This is a genomic window from Polaromonas sp. 39-63-25 (assembly GCF_002278925.1).
Taxonomy (GTDB): Bacteria; Pseudomonadota; Gammaproteobacteria; order Burkholderiales; family Burkholderiaceae_C; genus Polaromonas.
Genome location: NZ_NCJH01000007.1, coordinates 313468 through 332438, shown reverse-complemented (window position 1 = coordinate 332438; position 18971 = coordinate 313468). Strand labels below are relative to the sequence as shown.

Annotated in this window: 17 protein-coding genes; 14 read left to right on the top strand and 3 right to left on the bottom strand. The window is 64.2% G+C overall.

All coding sequences use genetic code 11. The features are described 5' to 3' along the window. Positions 1–25 precede the first annotated feature (25 nt). Together B7X65_RS11350 and B7X65_RS11345 are read left to right on the top strand one after the other, a co-directional pair. Positions 26–1591 (top strand): acyl-CoA synthetase, encoded by a 1566-nt coding sequence (locus B7X65_RS11350; RefSeq protein ID WP_293594404.1) that lies wholly within the window; start codon positions 26–28, stop codon positions 1589–1591. 43 nt (positions 1592–1634) lie between these two features. Further along, on the top strand, positions 1635–2816 hold the full coding sequence (locus B7X65_RS11345) for a zinc-binding dehydrogenase (protein WP_293594403.1): 1182 nt from the start codon (positions 1635–1637) through the stop codon (positions 2814–2816). 210 nt (positions 2817–3026) lie between these two features. Here B7X65_RS11345 and B7X65_RS11340 read toward each other — a convergent pair whose 3' ends face one another. After that, positions 3027–3404: an RNA-binding protein gene (locus tag B7X65_RS11340; protein WP_293594402.1), complete on the bottom strand. Its 378-nt coding sequence runs from the start codon at positions 3402–3404 to the stop codon at positions 3027–3029. 431 nt (positions 3405–3835) lie between these two features. Further along, positions 3836–4885: an AraC family transcriptional regulator gene (locus B7X65_RS11335; protein ID WP_293594401.1), complete on the bottom strand. Its 1050-nt coding sequence runs from the start codon at positions 4883–4885 to the stop codon at positions 3836–3838. A 133-nt stretch (positions 4886–5018) separates the two neighbouring features. On the opposite strand from B7X65_RS11335, the gene B7X65_RS11330 reads away from it, so the two are divergent. The 12 genes from B7X65_RS11330 to B7X65_RS11275 all read left to right on the top strand — a co-directional run bounded on the left by B7X65_RS11330 (position 5019) and on the right by B7X65_RS11275 (position 17768). Then, complete coding sequence (locus B7X65_RS11330; RefSeq protein ID WP_293594400.1) at positions 5019–6653, top strand: carboxyl transferase domain-containing protein; 1635 nt, start codon at positions 5019–5021, stop codon at positions 6651–6653. Between the two features lie 17 nt (positions 6654–6670). Next, the gene (locus B7X65_RS11325) at positions 6671–7810 is read left to right on the top strand and encodes an acyl-CoA dehydrogenase family protein (protein ID WP_293594399.1); all 1140 of its coding nucleotides are present in this window, start codon (positions 6671–6673) and stop codon (positions 7808–7810) included. A gap of 10 nt (positions 7811–7820) precedes the next feature. After that, a complete protein-coding gene (locus B7X65_RS11320) occupies positions 7821–8609 on the top strand; it encodes an enoyl-CoA hydratase/isomerase family protein (RefSeq protein WP_293594398.1) in 789 nt (262 codons plus the stop codon). 96 nt (positions 8610–8705) lie between these two features. Then, positions 8706–9365: a DUF4126 domain-containing protein gene (locus B7X65_RS11315; RefSeq protein ID WP_293594397.1), complete on the top strand. Its 660-nt coding sequence runs from the start codon at positions 8706–8708 to the stop codon at positions 9363–9365. Between the two features lie 119 nt (positions 9366–9484). Then, complete coding sequence (locus B7X65_RS11310) at positions 9485–11476, top strand: acetyl/propionyl/methylcrotonyl-CoA carboxylase subunit alpha (protein ID WP_293594396.1); 1992 nt, start codon at positions 9485–9487, stop codon at positions 11474–11476. Between the two features lie 277 nt (positions 11477–11753). After that, on the top strand, positions 11754–12683 hold the full coding sequence (locus tag B7X65_RS11305) for a glyoxylate/hydroxypyruvate reductase A (protein ID WP_293594395.1): 930 nt from the start codon (positions 11754–11756) through the stop codon (positions 12681–12683). Positions 12684–12807: 124 nt separating this feature from the next. Then, on the top strand, positions 12808–13716 hold the full coding sequence (locus tag B7X65_RS11300; RefSeq protein WP_293594394.1) for a hydroxymethylglutaryl-CoA lyase: 909 nt from the start codon (positions 12808–12810) through the stop codon (positions 13714–13716). A gap of 17 nt (positions 13717–13733) precedes the next feature. After that, the gene (locus B7X65_RS11295; RefSeq protein ID WP_293594393.1) at positions 13734–14471 is read left to right on the top strand and encodes a YbaK/EbsC family protein; all 738 of its coding nucleotides are present in this window, start codon (positions 13734–13736) and stop codon (positions 14469–14471) included. Between the two features lie 40 nt (positions 14472–14511). Then, a complete protein-coding gene (locus B7X65_RS11290) occupies positions 14512–15153 on the top strand; it encodes a 2-hydroxychromene-2-carboxylate isomerase (RefSeq protein WP_293594392.1) in 642 nt (213 codons plus the stop codon). A gap of 180 nt (positions 15154–15333) precedes the next feature. Then, a complete protein-coding gene (locus B7X65_RS11285) occupies positions 15334–16992 on the top strand; it encodes an MFS transporter (protein ID WP_293594391.1) in 1659 nt (552 codons plus the stop codon). Between the two features lie 108 nt (positions 16993–17100). Further along, positions 17101–17280: a hypothetical protein gene (locus B7X65_RS11280; RefSeq protein ID WP_293594390.1), complete on the top strand. Its 180-nt coding sequence runs from the start codon at positions 17101–17103 to the stop codon at positions 17278–17280. Positions 17281–17306: 26 nt separating this feature from the next. Continuing rightward, positions 17307–17768 carry a hypothetical protein gene (locus B7X65_RS11275; RefSeq protein ID WP_293594389.1) on the top strand — a complete coding sequence of 154 codons (462 nt, stop codon included), beginning with the start codon at positions 17307–17309 and terminating at the stop codon, positions 17766–17768. A gap of 15 nt (positions 17769–17783) precedes the next feature. Here the strand turns inward: B7X65_RS11275 and B7X65_RS11270 are convergent, their stop codons facing one another. After that, positions 17784–18896 (bottom strand): ABC transporter substrate-binding protein, encoded by a 1113-nt coding sequence (locus B7X65_RS11270; RefSeq protein WP_293594388.1) that lies wholly within the window; start codon positions 18894–18896, stop codon positions 17784–17786. Positions 18897–18971: the final 75 nt, after the last annotated feature.

The following is an 18971-nucleotide window of genomic DNA, read 5'->3' as shown; positions in this document are numbered from 1 at the left end:
TGGACCAAATAAAAAAGGAGACCCCATGAATCCCGCCATCCGCCGGCAGACGATTGCCGACCTGCTGCACCGCACCGCCAAACGTTACCCGGGCAAGACCGGCCTGATCTGCGGCGACACGCGCTGGACCTTTGCCGAGTTTGATGCGGTGGTCGACCGCGTGGCGGCCGGGCTCGCTGGCCTGGGTGTGGGCCACGCGAGCCGGGTGGCGGTGCTGGCGCGCAACTCGCACGGGTTTGCGGCCATGCGGTTTGCGCTGGCGCGGCTGGGCGCGGTGCTGGTGCCCATCAACTTCATGCTCAAGGCTGAAGAGGTGGCCTTCATCCTGCGCCATGCCGAGGCGCAGATGCTGGCCACCGACTCGGGGCTGGCCGAGCTGGCCCGCAGCGCCGCGGCGCTGGACACGGCCGTCACGCAGTTTGTCTGGCTGCCGTCGGAAGACGCCACGCAGCCGGTGGCGGGCATGGTTTCGTTCGACGACCTGGCCGCCAACCGGGGCATGCCGCCCGAGGTGGCGCTGGGCAGCACCGACCTGGCGCAGATCGTCTACACCAGCGGCACCGAGTCCATGCCCAAGGGTGCGATGCTGACGCACGACGCGGTGATCTCGCAATACGCCAGCTGCGCGGTGGACGCCAGCATTGCACATGGCGACGTGATGCTGCACGCGCTGCCGCTGTACCACTGCGCGCAGCTCGACGTGTTTTTTGGCCCGGCCATTTATGTGGGGGCCACCAGCATCATCACCGCCAAGCCGACACCGGACAACCTGCTTCCGCTGATGGCGCAGCACCACATCACCTCCTTCTTTGCACCGCCCACGGTGTGGATCGCGCTGCTGCGTTCGCCGCTGTTCGATGGCACCGACCTGTCCACCCTGCGCAAGGGTTATTACGGCGCGTCCATCATGCCGGTGGAGGTGCTGCGCGAGCTGGCGCGGCGCCTGCCCGACGTCGGCTTCTGGAACCTCTACGGCCAGACCGAGATTGCCCCGCTGGCGACCATGCTGGGCCCCAACGACCAGCTGCGCAAGCCCGGCTCCTGCGGGCGCGCCGTGCTCAATGTGGAAACGCGCGTGGTGGACGACGCCATGAACGACGTAGCAAGCGGCGAGGTCGGCGAAATCGTGCACCGCTCGCCGCACCTGATGCTGGGCTACTTTCGCGACGAAGAGAAAACAAAGGCCGCCTTCCAGGGCGGCTGGTTCCATTCCGGCGACCTGGCCACCATCGACGACGAAGGCTTCATCACCGTGGTGGACCGCAAGAAGGACATGATCAAGACCGGCGGCGAAAACGTGGCCAGCCGCGAGGTGGAAGAAATGATTTACCGCCTGGGCGCCGTGTCGGAAGTGGCGGTGGTCGGCGTGCCGCACCCCAAGTGGGTGGAGGCCGTGGTGGCGGTGATTGTGGTCAAGGCCGGCCAGACGCTGACCGAGCAGCAGGTGCTGGTGCACTGCAGCGAGCACATTGCCAACTTCAAGGCGCCCAAGGCGATTGTGTTCACCGAGGCGCTGCCGAAAAACCCCAGCGGCAAGCTGCTGAAGCGGGATCTGCGGGCGCTTTACCAGGACGTGTTTGCCGGCAGCTGATAAAGATAGAGATGTATTTGGATATGAATCAACGGAGATAACCATGACGACGAAAACAACACCCCCCACCCCCACCGGCCTGCAACTGCAATCCCTCGTCAAACCCGAGGGTCTGCTGGAGATCTCGCTGGTCAGCGTGCCCACGCCCACCCCTGCCGCCGATGAAGTGGTGGTGCGCATCGAAGCCACACCCATCAACCCGTCGGACATCGGCCTGCTGTTCGGCGCGGGCGATATCCGCACGGCCACGCTGGGCGGCTCTGCCACGCACCCGGTGGTCACGATGCAGATTCCCCCGGCGGCCATGAAAGCCATGGCCGGCCGACTGGGCCAGGCGCTGCCCGTGGGCAACGAAGGCGCGGGCGTGGTGGTGGCGGCCGGCAGTGCGCCAGCCGCGCAGGCGCTGCTGGGCAAAACGGTGGCCACGCTGGGCGGCGCGATGTATGCGCAATACCGCTGCGTCAAGGCCGAGCAATGCCTGCCGCTGCCCGAAGGCACCACGCCGGCCGAGGGTGCTTCCTGTTTTGTGAACCCGCTGACGGCGCTGGGCATGGTGGAGACCATGCGCCGCGAGGGCCACACGGCTCTGGTGCACACCGCCGCGGCGTCCAACCTGGGGCAGATGCTCAACCGGATCTGCCTGAAAGACGGCATCGGCTTGGTGAACATCGTGCGCAAGCCGGAGCAGGCGGCGCTGCTGAAGTCGCAGGGCGCCGTGCATGTATGTGACGCCTCGTCGCCCACCTTTATCGAGGACCTGACCCAGGCGCTGGTGGCCACCGGCGCCACCCTGGCCTTCGACGCGACCGGCGGCGGCAAGCTGGCGGGGCAGATTCTCGGCTGCATGGAGGCGGCGCTGAACCGCACGGCCAAGGAGTACAGCCGCTACGGCTCCACCACCCACAAGCAGGTTTACGTCTACGGCGGCCTGGACACCGGCCCCACCGAGTTCAACCGCAACTTCGGCATGGCCTGGGGCATGGGCGGCTGGCTGCTGTTTCCCTTCCTGCAGCGCATCGGCCCGGTGGCTGCGCAAGCCCTGCGCCAGCGGGTGGCCGACGAGCTGAAAACCACGTTTGCCAGCAGCTATTCGAAAGAGATCTCGCTGACCGAGGCGCTGCAACCCGCAGAAATTGCGGTGTACGGCCAGCGCGCCACCGGCACCAAGTACCTGCTCAACCCGAACAAGGGTCTGGTACTCCAACCCGAAAATATCGAAACATGAAAGCGCGTCTTCGCACCCATGGCGGCGTTGCAACCCTTGCGAAGGCGCACAGCCTTCACTGCGGCTTGCGCCTTGCCCTGGGCACGAATCCATCACTTTCATCTTGTTCCGATACTTCCAGGTTGCAGCACTAGCGGGCTGATCCGGCGCCAGGTACAGGCGAAAAAAAACCGGCCCTGGAGCCGGTTTTTTTCATTGGAGAAGCAGAGCTTAGTAGCCGCCGCGGCCGCCGCCACCGCCGCCGTAACCGCCGCCGCCGCCACCACCGTAGCCGCCGCCACCGCCGCCGCCGCCTTCACGACGACCGCCACCGCCGCCGCCGAAGCCGCCGGTACGTGGCTCCATCGGACGGGCCTCATTGACCACCATGTCACGGCCATCAACGGACTTGCCGTTCATGCCGCTGATGGCTGCCTGGGCTTCTGCGTCGCTGGACATTTCCACAAAGCCGAAGCCTTTGGAACGGCCGCTGTCGCGGTCCATCATGACTTTGGCGGAAGTGATCGCGCCAAATTCAGAGAAGTGTTGTTGCAGGGAGTCGTCGTTCACCGAGTAGGAGAGGTTGCCGACGTAAAGTTTCTTGCCCATTTTGGGACCTTTCAAAAAAGCTTGCACGTTTGAATCAAATGAGCGAAGCGGGTATGACGGTTCTGGTTAGAAAACCGGTCAACGAAATAATCGCATGCCCGAGGGCAGCGTTCTGTAGGACTGAGCGCCAATAACCGAAGATCAATCCGGTAACTGATTCAGGTCAAAAATTCGGTCAAAGGGAGGAAAAGAGACCGGGGTGAAGCTCGCCGCTGGGGGAGTTTGACGACCGGGAGGGCCGGAACTATCGGCCAAAAGGTGCGGAGGGGCAGGTATGAAGTGCCGCAGACCGTGTCAGACTGGATTTACTGCAAAGGAAGCTAAATTGCAGCAACTGGGGTATTTTACCCCTGTTTGGGTAAATGGCGTTTACAGGCCCTGAGCCAGGCCTTAAACCGTCGGGTTGCCTGCGCCGTTGGACGGCACGCTGCTCACCCCGGAAAGCCCTTGCGAAACTCCCCCGGACTCGTGCCCGTCCATGCGCGAAACGCCCGCGTAAAACTCTTCTCGTTCAAAAAACCCACCGCTGCCGCCACCTGCTTGACCGGTTTGTCGCTGCGGTACAGCAGGTCTTTTGCGCGCTCGCAGCGCACCTCGTCTTTCAGCTGCTGCAGGTTCGCGCCTTCTTCCTTCAATTGCCGGTGCAGCGTGCGCGCCGAGATGTTCAGCAGCGCCGCCACGCCGTCGGCGTTGTGCGCCTGGTCCGGGTGGGCGGTCAGCACCTGCCGTACCTGCTGCACCAGCAGCCGGTCGCGGCGGTATTGCAGCACCGTCAGCGGCAGGGCGCGCTGCAGCATGTGCTGCAGGGCTTTTTCGTCGCGGCGCAGGGGCAGGGCGAGGTAACGCGCATCGAAGCGGATCTCGGCCTGCGCAGCATCAAAACGTATCGGGCCGGGAAACATCAGCCCGTAGGCGTCGGCATGCGGCGGTGCGGCAAACGGGAAGCGCGCACCCTGCAGCGGAATGCGGGAGTCGATGTACCAGCAGGCCAGGCCGTGGATGTTGCGGAGCACGTGCACCAGGCAGAACTCGCGCGCGCCTTGGCCATGCCGGGCCAGGTCGGTGCGCTCTTCAATCGTGATGGCGGCGCTGTCGCCGGTGACGACCAGCTTGAGGGCAATGTCGCCCGCCAGCAGGGCGTGGTGGCGGCACCAGCGTTTGAGGGCCACGCCGAGATCGGGCGCGCTGAGCGAGGCCCGGGCCAGCATGCCGTAGCTGCCCCAGGGCAGTTTTCTCGAGAAGGCGCCCAGGGCTTCATCGTCAAGCTCCTGCATGGCCGTGCCGGACAACACTTCCATCTGGCGTGCGGTGATGCGGGCCTCGAGCTGCTGCAGCCGGGCTGGCGTGATCTGTGCCAGCTTCAAGGCGTTGGCGGGGCTACGACCGTAAAGTTCGTAGGCCGCCGCCATCACCCGTGCAAAGGCCATGGGGGTGGCGGCAGCCGGCTGGGCCGGGGTAGCGGTCGGGAGGCGGGCGGACATGGGCCGAGTTTGGCGCAAGCTGGCACGATTTGCAACCTGTGTGGCGGCCGTCTGGCGGCATTTGCGCCTAAGCTGCGGTATTGGCGTTAAGGTGTGGTCCATGCGCGGCCGCCGGCGCCGCTGTGAGGAATCTATGCCTGTTCTGGAGACAAAACTCAACGCCCGCTCGGCCGACTTTCAGGCCAATGCCGCCGCCATGCGCGCGCTGGTGGACGACCTGAAGCTGCAGGTGGCCAAGGCCGCTGCCGGCGGCGGTGAAGCGGCCCGGGCCAAACACGTGGCACGCGGCAAGCTGCCGCCGCGCGAGCGGGTGCAGATGCTGCTGGACCCCGGCACACCCTTCCTCGAGCTGGCCCCGCTGGCGGCGCTGGCCATGTACCCCGACCGCGACGGCAGCGACAGCGCGCCCTGCGCCGGCGTGATCACCGGCATAGGCCGCGTCAACGGTGTGGACTGCATGATCGTCTGCAACGACGCGACGGTGAAGGGCGGCACCTACTACCCGATGACGGTCAAGAAACATTTGCGCGCGCAGGAAGTGGCGCAGCAAAACCGCCTGCCCTGCATTTACCTGGTGGACTCGGGCGGTGCCAATTTGCCGAACCAGGACGAGGTGTTTCCCGACCGCGACCATTTCGGCCGCATCTTCTACAACCAGGCCAACATGAGCGCGCAGGGCATTGCGCAGATCGCGGTGGTCATGGGCAGTTGCACGGCCGGCGGCGCCTACGTGCCGGCCATGAGCGACGAAACCATCATCGTGAAGAACCAGGGCACCATTTTTCTGGGCGGCCCGCCGCTGGTGAAAGCTGCCACCGGCGAGATCGTCACCGCCGAAGACCTGGGCGGCGGCGACGTGCACACCCGCCTGTCGGGCGTGGCCGACTACCTGGCGCAGAACGACGCGCACGCGCTGGCGCTGGCGCGGGCTGCGGTTGCCAACCTGAACGCAAATTTCAATAGAAAAGTGCCTGAAGTCCTTGCCAGTCGTGCGCCACGTGCTCCTGAATATGCAGCAGACGAGGTTTACGGCGTGGTGCCCACCGACACGCGCAAGCCTTACGACGTGCGCGAGATCATCGCCCGCATCGTGGACGGCAGCGAGTTCGATGAGTTCAAGGCGCGTTTCGGCGCCACGCTGGTCACCGGCTTCGCCCACATCGAAGGCATGCCGGTCGGCATCATTGCCAACAACGGCATCCTGTTCAGCGAGTCGGCGCAAAAAGGCGCGCACTTCATCGAGCTGTGTTGCCAGCGCAAGATCCCGCTGGTGTTTTTGCAGAACATCACCGGCTTCATGGTCGGCCGCAAGTACGAAGCCGAAGGCATTGCGCGCCACGGCGCCAAGATGGTGATGGCCGTGGCCACCGCCCAGGTGCCCAAGTTCACCATCATCATCGGCGGCAGCTTCGGCGCCGGCAACTACGGCATGTGCGGCCGCGCCTACAGCCCGCGCTTCTTGTGGATGTGGCCGAACGCACGTATCTGCGTCATGGGCGGCGAACAGGCTTCTTCCGTGCTGGCCAGCGTGCGGCGCGACGCGATCGAGGCCAAGGGCGGCAGCTGGAGCGCCGAGGAGGAAAAAGCCTTCAAGCAGCCGATGCTGGACCAGTTCGAGCACCAGTCGCATCCGTATTACTCCAGTGCCCGCCTGTGGGACGACGGCGTGATCGACCCGGCCGACACGCGCCGCGTGCTGGCGCTGGGCCTGCGCGCCAGCCTGAACGCACCGATTCCCGAGCCGAAGTTCGGCGTTTTCCGCATGTAACGCCACCGGTACGAAAAATGTCCAACGCCTCCATTTACGACACGCCCGAGTACGAGTCCCTGCGCGACCAGATCGCCCGCTTTATCGCCAAGGAGGTCGAGCCGCACGCCGCCGCCTGGGAAGAGCAGGGCTTTGTGCCGCGCGACGTCCTCAAACGCATGGGCGCCGCCGGCCTGTTCGGCCTGATGTACGAAGAAAAATACGGCGGTGCCGACAGCGATGCGATGACCAACCTGGTGTTTGCCGAGGCGCTGTCGCAGTCCACCTTTGCCGGCTTCATCATCACCGTGCTGGTCCACACCGACATGGCCAGCCCGCATTTGCACCATGCCGGCAATCCGGCGCAAAAAGAAAAGTACATGAAGAAGGTGATCGCCGGCGAGCTGATCACCGCCGTCGGCATCACCGAGCCGGGCGCCGGCTCGGACGTAGCGGGCATACGTTCCACGGCGAAGCGCGATGGCGACGACTGGGTCATCAACGGCACCAAGATGTTCATCACCAACGGTGTCCATGCCGACCTGTACTTTGTGGCGGCCAAGACCGGCCCGGGCAAGCGCGACATCTCGATGTTCATCGTCGAAAAAGGCACGCCGGGCTTCACCGTCGGCCGCGCGCTGAAGAAAACCGGCTGGCTGTCGTCGGACACCGCCGAGCTGATCTTCGACAACGTGCGCATCCCCGCCTGGAACCTGCTGGGCGAGGAGGGCAAGGGCTTTTATTCGGTGATGAAGAACTTCCAGACCGAACGCATTGCGCTGGGCGCGATGGCGGTCGGCCATTGCCAGCAGGCGCTCAAGCTCACGATCGACTATGTGCGCCAGCGCCAGGCCTTCGGCGGGCCGCTGTGGGACCAGCAGGTGATCCGCCAGCGCCTGGCCATGCTGGACGCGAAGACGCGTGCCGCACGCGCCTTCATGTACCACTGCGCCTGGCGCGTCACGCAGGGCCACGACATCGTGCAGGACGTCTCCATGCTGAAAGCCCTGACCGGGGAGCTGGTCAACGAGGTGGTGCAGACCTGCCAGCAGTTCCACGGCGGCATGGGTTTCATCCGCGAGACCGCGATCGAGCGCCTGTGGCGCGACGCCCGCGTGCTGGCCATCGGCGGCGGCGCCACCGAAGTGATGCTGGAAGAAGTGGCCAAAAGGTATTGAGGAAGAAATGATGGAACATCTGCAACTGGCCTGCGACGGCGGCGTGGCCACCGTCACCCTCAATCGCCCCGACGTTCGCAACGCGTTCAACGACGAGGTCATCGCCGAGATGACCGCGTGTTTCCAGGACCTCGGTTTTCGTGACGACGTGCGCTGCATCGTGCTGGCGGCCAACGGCACGGCGTTTTGCGCCGGCGCCGACCTGAACTGGATGAAACGCATGGCCACCTATTCGCGCGAGGAAAACCTCGCCGATGCCGGTGCGCTGGCCGAGATGCTGCGCGTGATCTATGCCTGCCCCAAACCGACCATCGCGCGTGTGCAGGGCGACGTGTATGCGGGCGGCACCGGCCTGGTGGCGGCCTGCGACATCGCCGTGTCGGTGGACACGGCCGGTTATTGCCTGAGTGAAGTGAAGCTGGGCCTGATTCCCGCGACCATCAGCCCGTATGTGATTCGCGCCATGGGCGCGCGGGCGTCGCACCGCTACTTCCTGACCGCCGAACGTTTCAGTGCCGCGGAGGCCCTGCGCATCGGGTTTGTGCATGAGGTCGTGAATGCTGACGAGCTCGACGCCAAGGTGGCCGAGCTGGTGAAAACGCTGGTCAACGCCGGCCCGCAGGCGGTGCGGTTGTGCAAAAAGCTGGTGCAGGACGTGGCGGAGCAGGCCATCACCCCGGCGCTGGTGCAGATGACGGTGGAAGGCATTGCCGACATCCGCGTCAGCCCGGAAGGCCGCGAAGGTGTGCAGTCCTTTCTGCAAAAACGCAAACCCAATTGGCTGTCCGGTCAATCGTGAAGAGAATGCAATGATCGCCGCGCAGGGCCGCCCCAAGCAAGCTCGCGCCCCCGCGGGGGGCAGCGAGGACACGCCAGTGCCGAGCGTGGGGGCCGCATGACTATGGACACCGCACAGCTGATAGCTCTCGCCGGCGCGCTCGGCTGGGCCAGCGGTGTGCGGCTGTACCTGGTGGTGCTGCTGACCGGCCTGGCCGGCTTCATGGGCTGGATCACGCTGCCGCCCGGCCTGCATTTGCTGGCGCATCCGGTGGTGCTGGGCGCCAGCGGCTTCATGGTGTTCGTCGAATTTTTAGCCGACAAGATTCCGGGCCTGGATTCGCTGTGGGACGTGGTGCACACCATGATCCGCATCCCCGCGGGCGCGGCCTTGGCGGCCGGCGTGTTCGGCGCCGACAGCGGGCTGATGGCGCTGCTCGCGGCGCTGGCGGGCGGCACACTGGCGGCCACCAGCCACGCTGCCAAGGCGACGGCCCGCGCGGCCATCAACACCTCGCCCGAACCCTTCAGCAACGTGGGCGCGTCCCTGCTCGAAGACGGCATGGTGCCGTTGGGCCTGTGGCTGGCGATTGCGCACCCGCTGGTGTTTGTGGTCGTGCTGCTGCTCGTGCTGGTGGCCAGCGTGTGCCTGATCCGCCTTTGCTGGCGCTTCCTGACGCAGCTGTTTGCCCGTGTGGCCCGCATTTTCAGCGGCAAGCCCGATACCGGGCCGCCTCCTGCCTTCACCTTCAAATCTCCTTTTTCAAAGAACGACTGACATGTTTAAAAAAATACTGATTGCGAATAGAGGTGACCAGCCGCAAGGCGGCGCAGCAGCGAAGCTACATTGCATGGCACGCGAAGCGTGCGCAGGCGATTTCACCGCGGGAGCCCACCATGTTTAAGAAAATACTGATCGCCAACCGCGGTGAAATCGCCTGCAGGGTTGCTGCCACCGCGCGACGCATGGCGATCCAGACCGTCGCCGTGTATTCCGACGCGGATGCCGGCGCCAAACATGTGAGCGTGTGCGACGAGGCCATCCACATTGGCGGCAGCGCGCCCAAGGACAGTTATCTGCGCTGGGAAAAAATCATCGCTGCGGCGAAAGCCACCGGTGCCGAGGCGATTCACCCGGGTTACGGTTTCCTCAGCGAAAACGAGGAGTTTGCCCAGGCCTGCGGCGACGCCGGCCTGGTCTTCATCGGCCCGCCCGCCTCGGCCATCAAGGCCATGGGCCTGAAGGCCGAGTCCAAACAGCTGATGGAAAAAGCCGGCGTGCCGCTGGTGCCCGGTTACCACGGCAGCGACCAGGACCCGGCGCTGCTCAAGCGTGAAGCCGACAGCATCGGTTACCCGGTGCTGATCAAGGCCAGCGCCGGCGGCGGCGGCAAGGGTATGCGTGCGGTCGAGAAGTCGGAAGACTTCGAGGCCGCGCTGGCGTCCTGCAAGCGCGAAGCCATCAGCAGTTTTGGCGACGACGCGGTTCTGGTGGAGAAATACGCGCAGCGCCCGCGCCACATCGAGATCCAGGTGTTTGGCGACACCCACGGCAACTATGTGTACCTGTTCGAACGCGACTGCTCGGTGCAGCGCCGGCACCAGAAAGTGCTGGAAGAAGCACCGGCGCCCGGCATGACCGAAGCAATGCGTCGCGAGATGGGTGAGGCTGCCGTAGCTGCGGCACGTGCAGTCAACTACGTCGGCGCCGGCACGGTGGAGTTCATTGTCGAGCAGCGCCCCGACGGCACGATGAACTTCTTCTTCATGGAAATGAACACCCGCCTGCAGGTGGAGCATCCGGTGACCGAAGCGATCACCGGGCTGGACCTGGTGGAGTGGCAGCTGCGCGTGGCTTCGGGTGAGAAGCTGCCGCTGGCGCAGGACCAGCTGCGCATCCACGGGCATGCGATCGAGGCGCGCATCTGCGCCGAAAGTCCCGACAACAACTTCCTGCCCGCTACCGGCACGCTGCATGTCTACGGCCTGCCGCCGTCGGTCTCGTTCGAGCGCGGACTGGTGCGGGTGGATGCCGGCGTGCGCGAAGGCGACGCGATCTCGCCGTATTACGACTCGATGATCGCCAAGCTGATTGTGCATGGTGACAACCGCGAACAGGCGCTGGCACGTCTGGACGAAGCGCTGGCGCAATTGCATATCGTGGGCCTGAGCACCAATGTGCAGTTCTTGCGCCATGTGGTGCAAAGCCGCTCGTTTGCCCAGGCCGACCTGGACACCGCGCTGATCCCGCGTGAGGAGGCCGTGCTGTTCAAGCAGGAAAAGCTCGGCCTGCCCCTGGCGGCGGCCGCTGCCGTGGCCCTGAGCCTGCTGGAAGAAAAGGCGCAGGAGACGGCCGACCCATTCAGCAAGCGCGATGGCTGGCGTTCGCACGGGGTGGCGCTGCGGCGTTTTGAGTTCGAGTTTCACGGCGAGCCGGCGAAAGCCGAACTGACTTATCTGCATGACGGAGCACTGCGCCTGGCCGTCGGCGATGTGGACGAGGTGCTGGTGTTCACCGGCAGCGGCGGCGCGGTGGACATCCGATTTGGCGGGCAGCGGCTCGGCGCGCACATCTATCGCCGCGGCGAAACCGTGTTTGTGTTCGCCCGGCAGGGCGCCACGCAGATCACGGTGATCGACCAGCTCGCGCATGCCGGCGAGGCCCATGGCGAAGCCGGCCGCCTGACCGCCCCCATGCCAGGCAAGGTCGTGTCGTTTGCGGTGAAAGCCGGTGACAAAGTCAGCAAGGGCCAGGCGCTGGCCGTGATGGAAGCCATGAAGATGGAGCACACGATTGCCGCCCCGGCCGATGGTGTGGTGCAGGAGGTGCTGTACGCCCCCGGCGACCAGGTCACCGAAGGGGCGGAACTCCTGAAGATGGTTGCATAGGGTTTTGCCCCCACGCTCGCTCACTGCGTGTAGCTCCCTGCCCCCCGAGGGGGCTGCTCCACCTTGGGGCGGCCCGGCGGTGGAGCGTATGCCCCCCACGCTCCACACTGAGTTGTCGTCGCTGCCCTGGGGTGTCATCCCGGACCTGATTCGGGATCCATGCTTGATTGACCACTGACATGAGTGTGCCGGCATGGATTGCGGGTCAGGCCCGCAATGACAGGCAAAGGGCTGGCGGCCCTGCGCGGCGCGCGCCCGACCGCGGCACAATCAGGCCATGAGAATTTCCTTTTGTTGTACCGATACCAAGGCCGAGCCCTGGCTGGCCGGCTTGCGCGCCGCTTTTCCGGATGCGAATGTGGAACAGTGGGCGCCGGGCGCCGCGCCGGCGGACTATGCGGTGGTCTGGGCGCCGCCGCCGCAGTTTCTGGACGAGCAGCCTCAGCTCAAGGCCCTGTTCAATATCGGGGCGGGCGTGGATGCGCTGATGAAGCTGCGTCTGCCGCCACAGGCGGCCGTGGTTCGGCTGGACGATGCCGGCATGTCGGTGCAGATGGCCGAGTATGTATGCCATGCGGTGATCAGGCATTTTCGCGAGTTCGATGGCTACGAGGCCGATGTGAAGCAGGGCACATGGTCCTACCGCAAACCTCGGCTGCGCAAGGACTTCCCGGTCGGCGTGATGGGTCTGGGCGTGCTCGGCGAACGCGTGGCCCGGGCGCTGGCGCAGTTTGACTACCCGGTACTGGGCTGGAGCCGATCCGCCAAGACGATAGCGGGTGTGCAGTGTTTTTCAGGGCAGGCCGGGCTGGATGATTTCCTGTCGGGCACACGCGTGCTGGTGTGCCTGTTGCCGCTGACCCCTGACACGCAGGGCATCATGAACCGGCAAACGCTGTCCAGGCTGCGGCCCGGCGGTTACGTCATCAATGTGGCGCGCGGCACGCACCTGGTGGACGAGGACCTGATCACGCTGCTCGACAGCGGCCATCTGGCCGGCGCGACGCTGGATGTCTTTCGCACCGAACCGCTGCCGGCCGCCCATCCCTTCTGGAAACACCCGCTCATCACCGTCACGCCGCACACCTCGGCGCGTACCCTGCGCGAGGAAAGCATTGCGCAGATTGCGGGCAAGATCGCGGCGCTTCAGGCGGGGCATCCGATTTCCAGCCTTGCCGGTGTGGTTGACCCGAAAAAGGGATACTGATGTTGCCCCCACGGTCGTTCGCTTCGCGTAACTCCCTGGCCCCCGAGGGGCCCCTGCTTGATTTGAGAGATCACGGTCACCCACCGCGCATGGCTCCCTGCCCCTATTTCGTGAAAGCATATTTATGAACCTCCCCTCCAAAGTCAAAATCGTCGATGTCGGTCCGCGCGACGGCCTGCAGAACGAAAAGGCGCAGGTGCCTGCCGCCGTCAAGATCGAGCTGGTGCACCGCCTGCAGGACGCCGGCCTCACTGAAATTGAAGTCACCAGTTTTGTGTCCCCCAAGTGGGTGCCGCAGATGGCGGACGCTGCCGAGGTCATGGCCGGCATCACGCGCAAGCCTGGCGTGCGTTATTCGGTGCTGACGCCCAACATGAAGGGTTTCGAGGCCGCCGTGTTGTCCAAACCGGATGAGATCGTCGTGTTTGCCGCAGCCAGCGAAGCCTTCAGCCAGCGCAACATCAATTGCTCGATTGAAGAAAGTATTGAACGCTTCCGCCCGGTCACAGAAGCCGCCCTGTCGCAGGGCATTCGTGTGCGTGGCGCCATCTCTTGCGCCGTGGGCTGCCCTTACGAGGGCGAAGTGGCGCCGGAGCGTGTTGAGATGGTCGCGCGTTTGCTCAAAGGCATCGGTGTGCAGCACATGGGTGTGGCCGACACGATTGGCGTGGGCACGCCGCTCAAGGTTCAGCGCGCGATGGAAGCCGCGCTGAAACACTACGCCATCGACGACGTGTCGGGCCATTTCCACGACACCTATGGCCAGGCTCTGGGCAACACGCTGATCTGCCTCGAAATGGGCATCTGGAACTACGACACCTCGTCGGCCGGCCTGGGCGGCTGCCCGTATGCCAAGGGTGCAACCGGCAATGTGGCCACCGAGGACGTGGTTTACATGCTGCAGGGCATGGGCATAGACACCGGCATCGACCTCGACAAGCTGATTGATGCCGGCAAGTTCATCAGCGACTACCTGGAGCGCAAACCCAATTCGCGTGCGGCCACCGCGCTGCTGAACAAGAGGGCCGGCTGATGTGTGGTGCCGAGCTGGTGTCTTTGCCTGAAGGCGTTCAGCGCGTTGCCGCTGAGCTGCAGGCCAAGGGCCACCCGCATTCGCCGGTGATGCTGGACGGCGCGGCACGCACCGCGCAGCAGGCGGCTGATGCCCTGGGCATCGCCCTGGGCCAGATCGCCAAAAGCATCATCTTTCGCCGCAAGTCCGATGACGCGGCGGTGCTGGTCATCACGGCCGGTGACCAGCGGGTCGACGAGCGCAAGGTCGAAGCCCTGGTTTGCCCCGATGGCAAACGTCTGGGCCGTGCGGATGCGGAGTTTGTCAAAACCCGCACCGGTTTTTCCATCGGTGGTGTCTCGCCGCTGGCGCATGCCACACCGCCCGTTACGCTGATCGACCAGAGCCTGTTCCGGTTTGAAGAGGTCTGGGCCGCGGCCGGCCACCCGCATGGCGTGTTCAGACTGAGCCCGCAGGAGCTCGTCACTCTCACCGGCGCGCCTGTGGCCGACGTGGCGGTGGACCCGGTGCAGGAGCAGGTCGCGCAGCAACGCGCTATCTTTCTGGTAGCTGCCCGCGCCCGTGAAATAAGGGGCGAGACCGAAAACCTTCCTTCACCCTGCATCTCGGTATGCCGCATGGACGCGGTCCGCGGCTGGTGTGAGGGGTGCTTTCGCACCCGCGACGAAATTGCCGGCTGGAGCGGGGCGACGGATGCGGGCAAACGGGCGGTCTGGACCCTGATCGAGCAGCGCATGGCCGCGCTGCAGGCCTGACGGGCACCGTCCTCCCTACATCCATCCCGGCGAGCGTGCCATGAAACACATCACCTTCTACCTCGACTTCATCTCGCCCTACGCCTGGCTGGCTTTCGAGAAGCTGCCCGAGGCCCTGAAGGGTCTCAGCTACAGCGTGACCTACAAGCCGCTGCTGTTTGCCGGACTGCTCAAACACCACGGCCAGGCCGGCCCCGCAGAAATTCCCGGCAAGCGCGAGTGGACCTACCGCCAGGTGTTGTGGCTGGCCCACCAGCACGGCATCAAGCTGCAACTGCCTGCCAGTCATCCGTTCAACCCGCTGGGCCTGCTGCGCCTGGCCGTGGCCTGCGATGCACACGGCACGCCCAACCGTTATGTCTGCGAGACCCTGTTTCGTCATGTGTGGCAGGCCGGGCTGGAGGCGGCCGATCCGGAGCGGCTCGCGCTGTTGACGGCGCAGCTGGCGCCGCAACGCGACATCGACGGCGCAGACGTGAAAGCGCAGTTGAAGGCGCACAGCGACGAGGCCATCGCGCTGGGTGTGTTTGGCGTGCCCGCGCTGGCGGTGGACGGCAAGCTGTTCTGGGGTCTGGATGCGCTGCCCATGCTGCGCGCCTTTCTGCTCGGCGACGCCTGGTTTGACGGCCCGGACTGGGACGCGGCCAGTCAGCTTGCGACGGGTGCCCTGCGCCGGAAATAGCCTGCCGCCCGGCATTCTCCGCATGCCGAAAATTTCTCCGGGGGTTTTCCCTTGACTTGTCAGGGGGCGATAAGTTTGGCGCAAGCTCCTGTTGGTTTCACGTCAGAGCTGGGTCAGTCACTCCAAAAATAATTGCGCAAGCCCTCATGTCGAGGGTCTTTTATTTTTGGAGACAAGATCATGGCAACTGCAGCCGCCCCCAGGCCGATGAGCGCCGAGGAGAAGAAAGTCATCTTCGCCTCGTCATTAGGCACTGTTTTCGAATGGTATGACTTTTACCTCTACGGTTCGCTGGCAGCCATCATTGCCAAGCAGTTCTTCAGCGGACTCGATGAAGGCTCGGCCTTCATTTTTGCCCTGCTCGCGTTTGCGGCCGGTTTCATCGTGCGTCCGTTCGGCGCACTGGTGTTCGGTCGTCTCGGCGACATGATCGGCCGCAAATACACCTTCCTGATCACCATCCTGATCATGGGCCTGTCGACCTTCATCGTCGGCCTGCTGCCCAACTACGCAACCATCGGCGTCGCGGCGCCCGTGATCCTGATTGCGCTGCGCATGCTGCAGGGCCTGGCTCTCGGTGGCGAATACGGTGGTGCCGCCGTGTATGTGGCAGAGCACTCGCCCCACGGCAAGCGCGGTGCGTATACCTCGTGGATCCAGACCACCGCCACGCTGGGCCTGTTCCTGTCGCTGATGGTGATTCTCGGCACGCGTACCGTGCTCGGCGAAGCGACCTTTGCCGACTGGGGCTGGCGCGTTCCTTTCCTGGTGTCCATCCTGCTGCTGGGCGTGTCGGTGTACATCCGTCTGAGCATGAATGAGTCGCCCGCCTTCACCAAAATGAAGGCCGAAGGCAAGACCTCCAAGGCACCTTTGTCCGAATCCTTCGGTCAATGGAAAAACCTGAAGATCGTCATCCTGGCGCTGATCGGCCTGACCGCTGGTCAAGCGGTGGTCTGGTATTCGGGCCAGTTCTATGCGCTGTTCTTCCTGACACAATCCCTCAAGGTGGACGGCGCCACAGCCAATATTTTTGTCGCTGTTTCGCTGCTGATCGGCACGCCCTTCTTCGTCGTGTTCGGCTCGCTGTCGGACAAGATCGGCCGCAAGCCCATCATCATGGCCGGCTGCCTGCTGGCCGCGCTGACCTACTTCCCGGTGTTCACCGCGCTGACCAAAGCCGCCAACCCTGATCTTGCTGCCGCACAGGCAAAGAACAAGGTCGTCGTGACGGCTGACGCGAGCGAGTGTTCGTTCCAGTTCAACCCGACCGGCACGGCGAAATTCACCAGCTCCTGCGACATCGCCAAGCAGGTGCTCGCCGGCGCATCGGTGAGTTATGAGAACGCACCCGGCGCCGCTGGCGAACCTGCCACCATCAAGATTGGCGAGACGGTCATCCCCAGCTATTCCTCCAAGGGCCTTCCTGCGGATGAAGCCAGGAAAAAGGACGCCGCGTTCAAGAAGCTGGTGGCTGACGACCTGAAGGCTGCCGGTTACCCGACCAAGGCCGATCCGGCCAAGGTGGACAAGTTCATGGTGATTGCCATCCTGACTTACCTGGTGCTGCTCGTGACCATGGTCTACGGCCCGATTGCGGCCATGCTGGTGGAGCTGTTCCCCACGCGCATCCGCTACACCTCCATGAGCCTGCCGTACCACATTGGCAATGGCTGGTTTGGCGGCTTGCTGCCCACCACGGCCTTTGCCATCGTGGCGCAGACCGGCAACATGTACAACGGCTTGTGGTATCCGATCATCATTGCCGGCATGACCGTCGTGATTGGCACCTTGTTCATCAAGGAAACCAAGGACGTCGACATCTACGCTGACGACTGATCCCCGGGAATGTCAGCCCTGTGGTTCTGCCTGATTCCCGGGCAGAACCACCGAACAAGTTTTTTACAAACCCCCGCGTCGCCGGGGGTTTTTTTCTGGAGAAATAACATGTGGAAAATTGCACTCGCATTCGTGGTCTTTGCCGGTCTGGCCATCTTCATCCTGAGCAAGGGCGGAGACATTGACATGGGGGGCGAAAAGCATGGCATCGAGGTCACGCATGAAGCCCCGCCACCGGCATCGGCCGCTTCAGCCGCCGCGTCTGCCGCGTCCGCGCCTGCGCGTTAGCTCGCCCTCCGCCCCGGACCCGCACCATGATTTATGCGAAGACCGAGACCGGACAGCAGTCCTTGAAAGACAGGTCCCTGCTCTCGCCCCGACAGCGCTCGGCCTTCATCCTGTTTGACGGCAAGCGTTCCGTTTCTCAAGTGCTGGGGGCGACAGCCGGCCTCGGTGTCACGTCGGAGGAGCTGGTGCAACTGGTGGAGCTGGGTTTTCTCACGCCCAGCCAGCAGTCCGTCGACAAGGCTGCTGCCGCGAACGCGGCCGCCGTGGTGGCCCGGCAGGAGGACAGCGATGCCAGCAATGACCGCTACAAGAAGGCCTACCCCATCGCTGCGCAGTTGACGGGGGCGTTGGGGCTCAGGGGTTTCCGGTTGAACCTAGCCGTCGAAGGTGCGGTAGATGTCGATGCCCTGCTTGCGTTGCTTCCGAAAATCAGGGAAGCCGTCGGGGCCGACAAGTGCAGCGAGCTGGAACAGGCCCTCAAGGGCTGAGGGCCCCTGGGCGTTCTAGCGCCTGAATTTCCCGTCTGTGCCGATGATGGACAGGTCGGCGAAATCGAGTCCGGTGTGGTCGTCGAGGGAGTAGTTCACTTCCAGCCCGCCAATGTCGAACTTGCGTATGCTTTCCAGGGCGGCCTGGATTTTTTCACGCGTCGGTTTGGCGCCGGCCCGTTTCAGCCCTTCGACCAGAACCTTGGCAGCGGCAAACCCTTCTAGCATGGCCGGGCTGATGTCGCCAGCGCCTTTGGCCTTGGACAACTCCTGGGCTTCCTTGACCATGCCGTAGGCGATGGATCGTTCATAAGGAAAGACCTGGGTCACGATCACGCCGCGCGCATTCTCGCCCAGGCTTTTGATGAAGCCGGTTGATGCATTGTTGGACAGCGTTACGATCTGCGCCGCGGAGCCGGCGGCGCGGAAGGCCTTCATGCCGTCGACCACGGCCTGACCGGAGGCCACCATGATGATGGCCTGCGCGTTGGACTGGACAACCTTGGGCGCGATCGGCCCGAAGTCGGGCTTGCTGCGGTTGAATTTTTCCAGCACCGCAGGCTGCAGCTTGGCGGCAGTGAAGCCTTTCTGCGCGCCGGCCACGCCGTCGGCGCCAAAACTGTCGTCGGCATAAACCAGGCCGATGCGGGTGATGCCCATTGAGTGCAGGTGGCTGACGGCTTTTTCGGCCTCACGCTGGTAGGTGGCGCGCACGTTGAACACATGTTTCTTGACCGGCTGGTGCAGGACCATGGCGCCAGTGGAGGGGCCGATCAGCGGCACACCGTATTTTTCGAGGAGAGGAAGAATGGCTTCCGTGTGGGGCGTGCCGCGGGTCAGGAACATGGCGGCCACGTTCTGTTCCTCGATCAGCTTGCGGGCATTTTCACCGGCCAGCTTGGGGTCGAACTTGTCGTCGAGCGAGACCAGCTCGATCTTCTGCCCGTTGACGCCGCCTTTGGCATTGACGGCGTCGATGTAGAGCTTCGCACCTGCCGTGGTTTCCTTTACGCCGGCACCCACAGGGCCGGTAAAGCCCGCGGTCTGCCCGATCAGGATTTGTGCCTGGCTGGCGTGGCTCATGGTCGCGAGCAAAAGTGCAGCGCACCAGAAATTCAGCTTTTTCATGTCTTATCTCCTTCGGCGATCGAGTTTACGCTGCCACCGTGACCGTTCGGTGTGGAAACTACGCGCGGGATAACC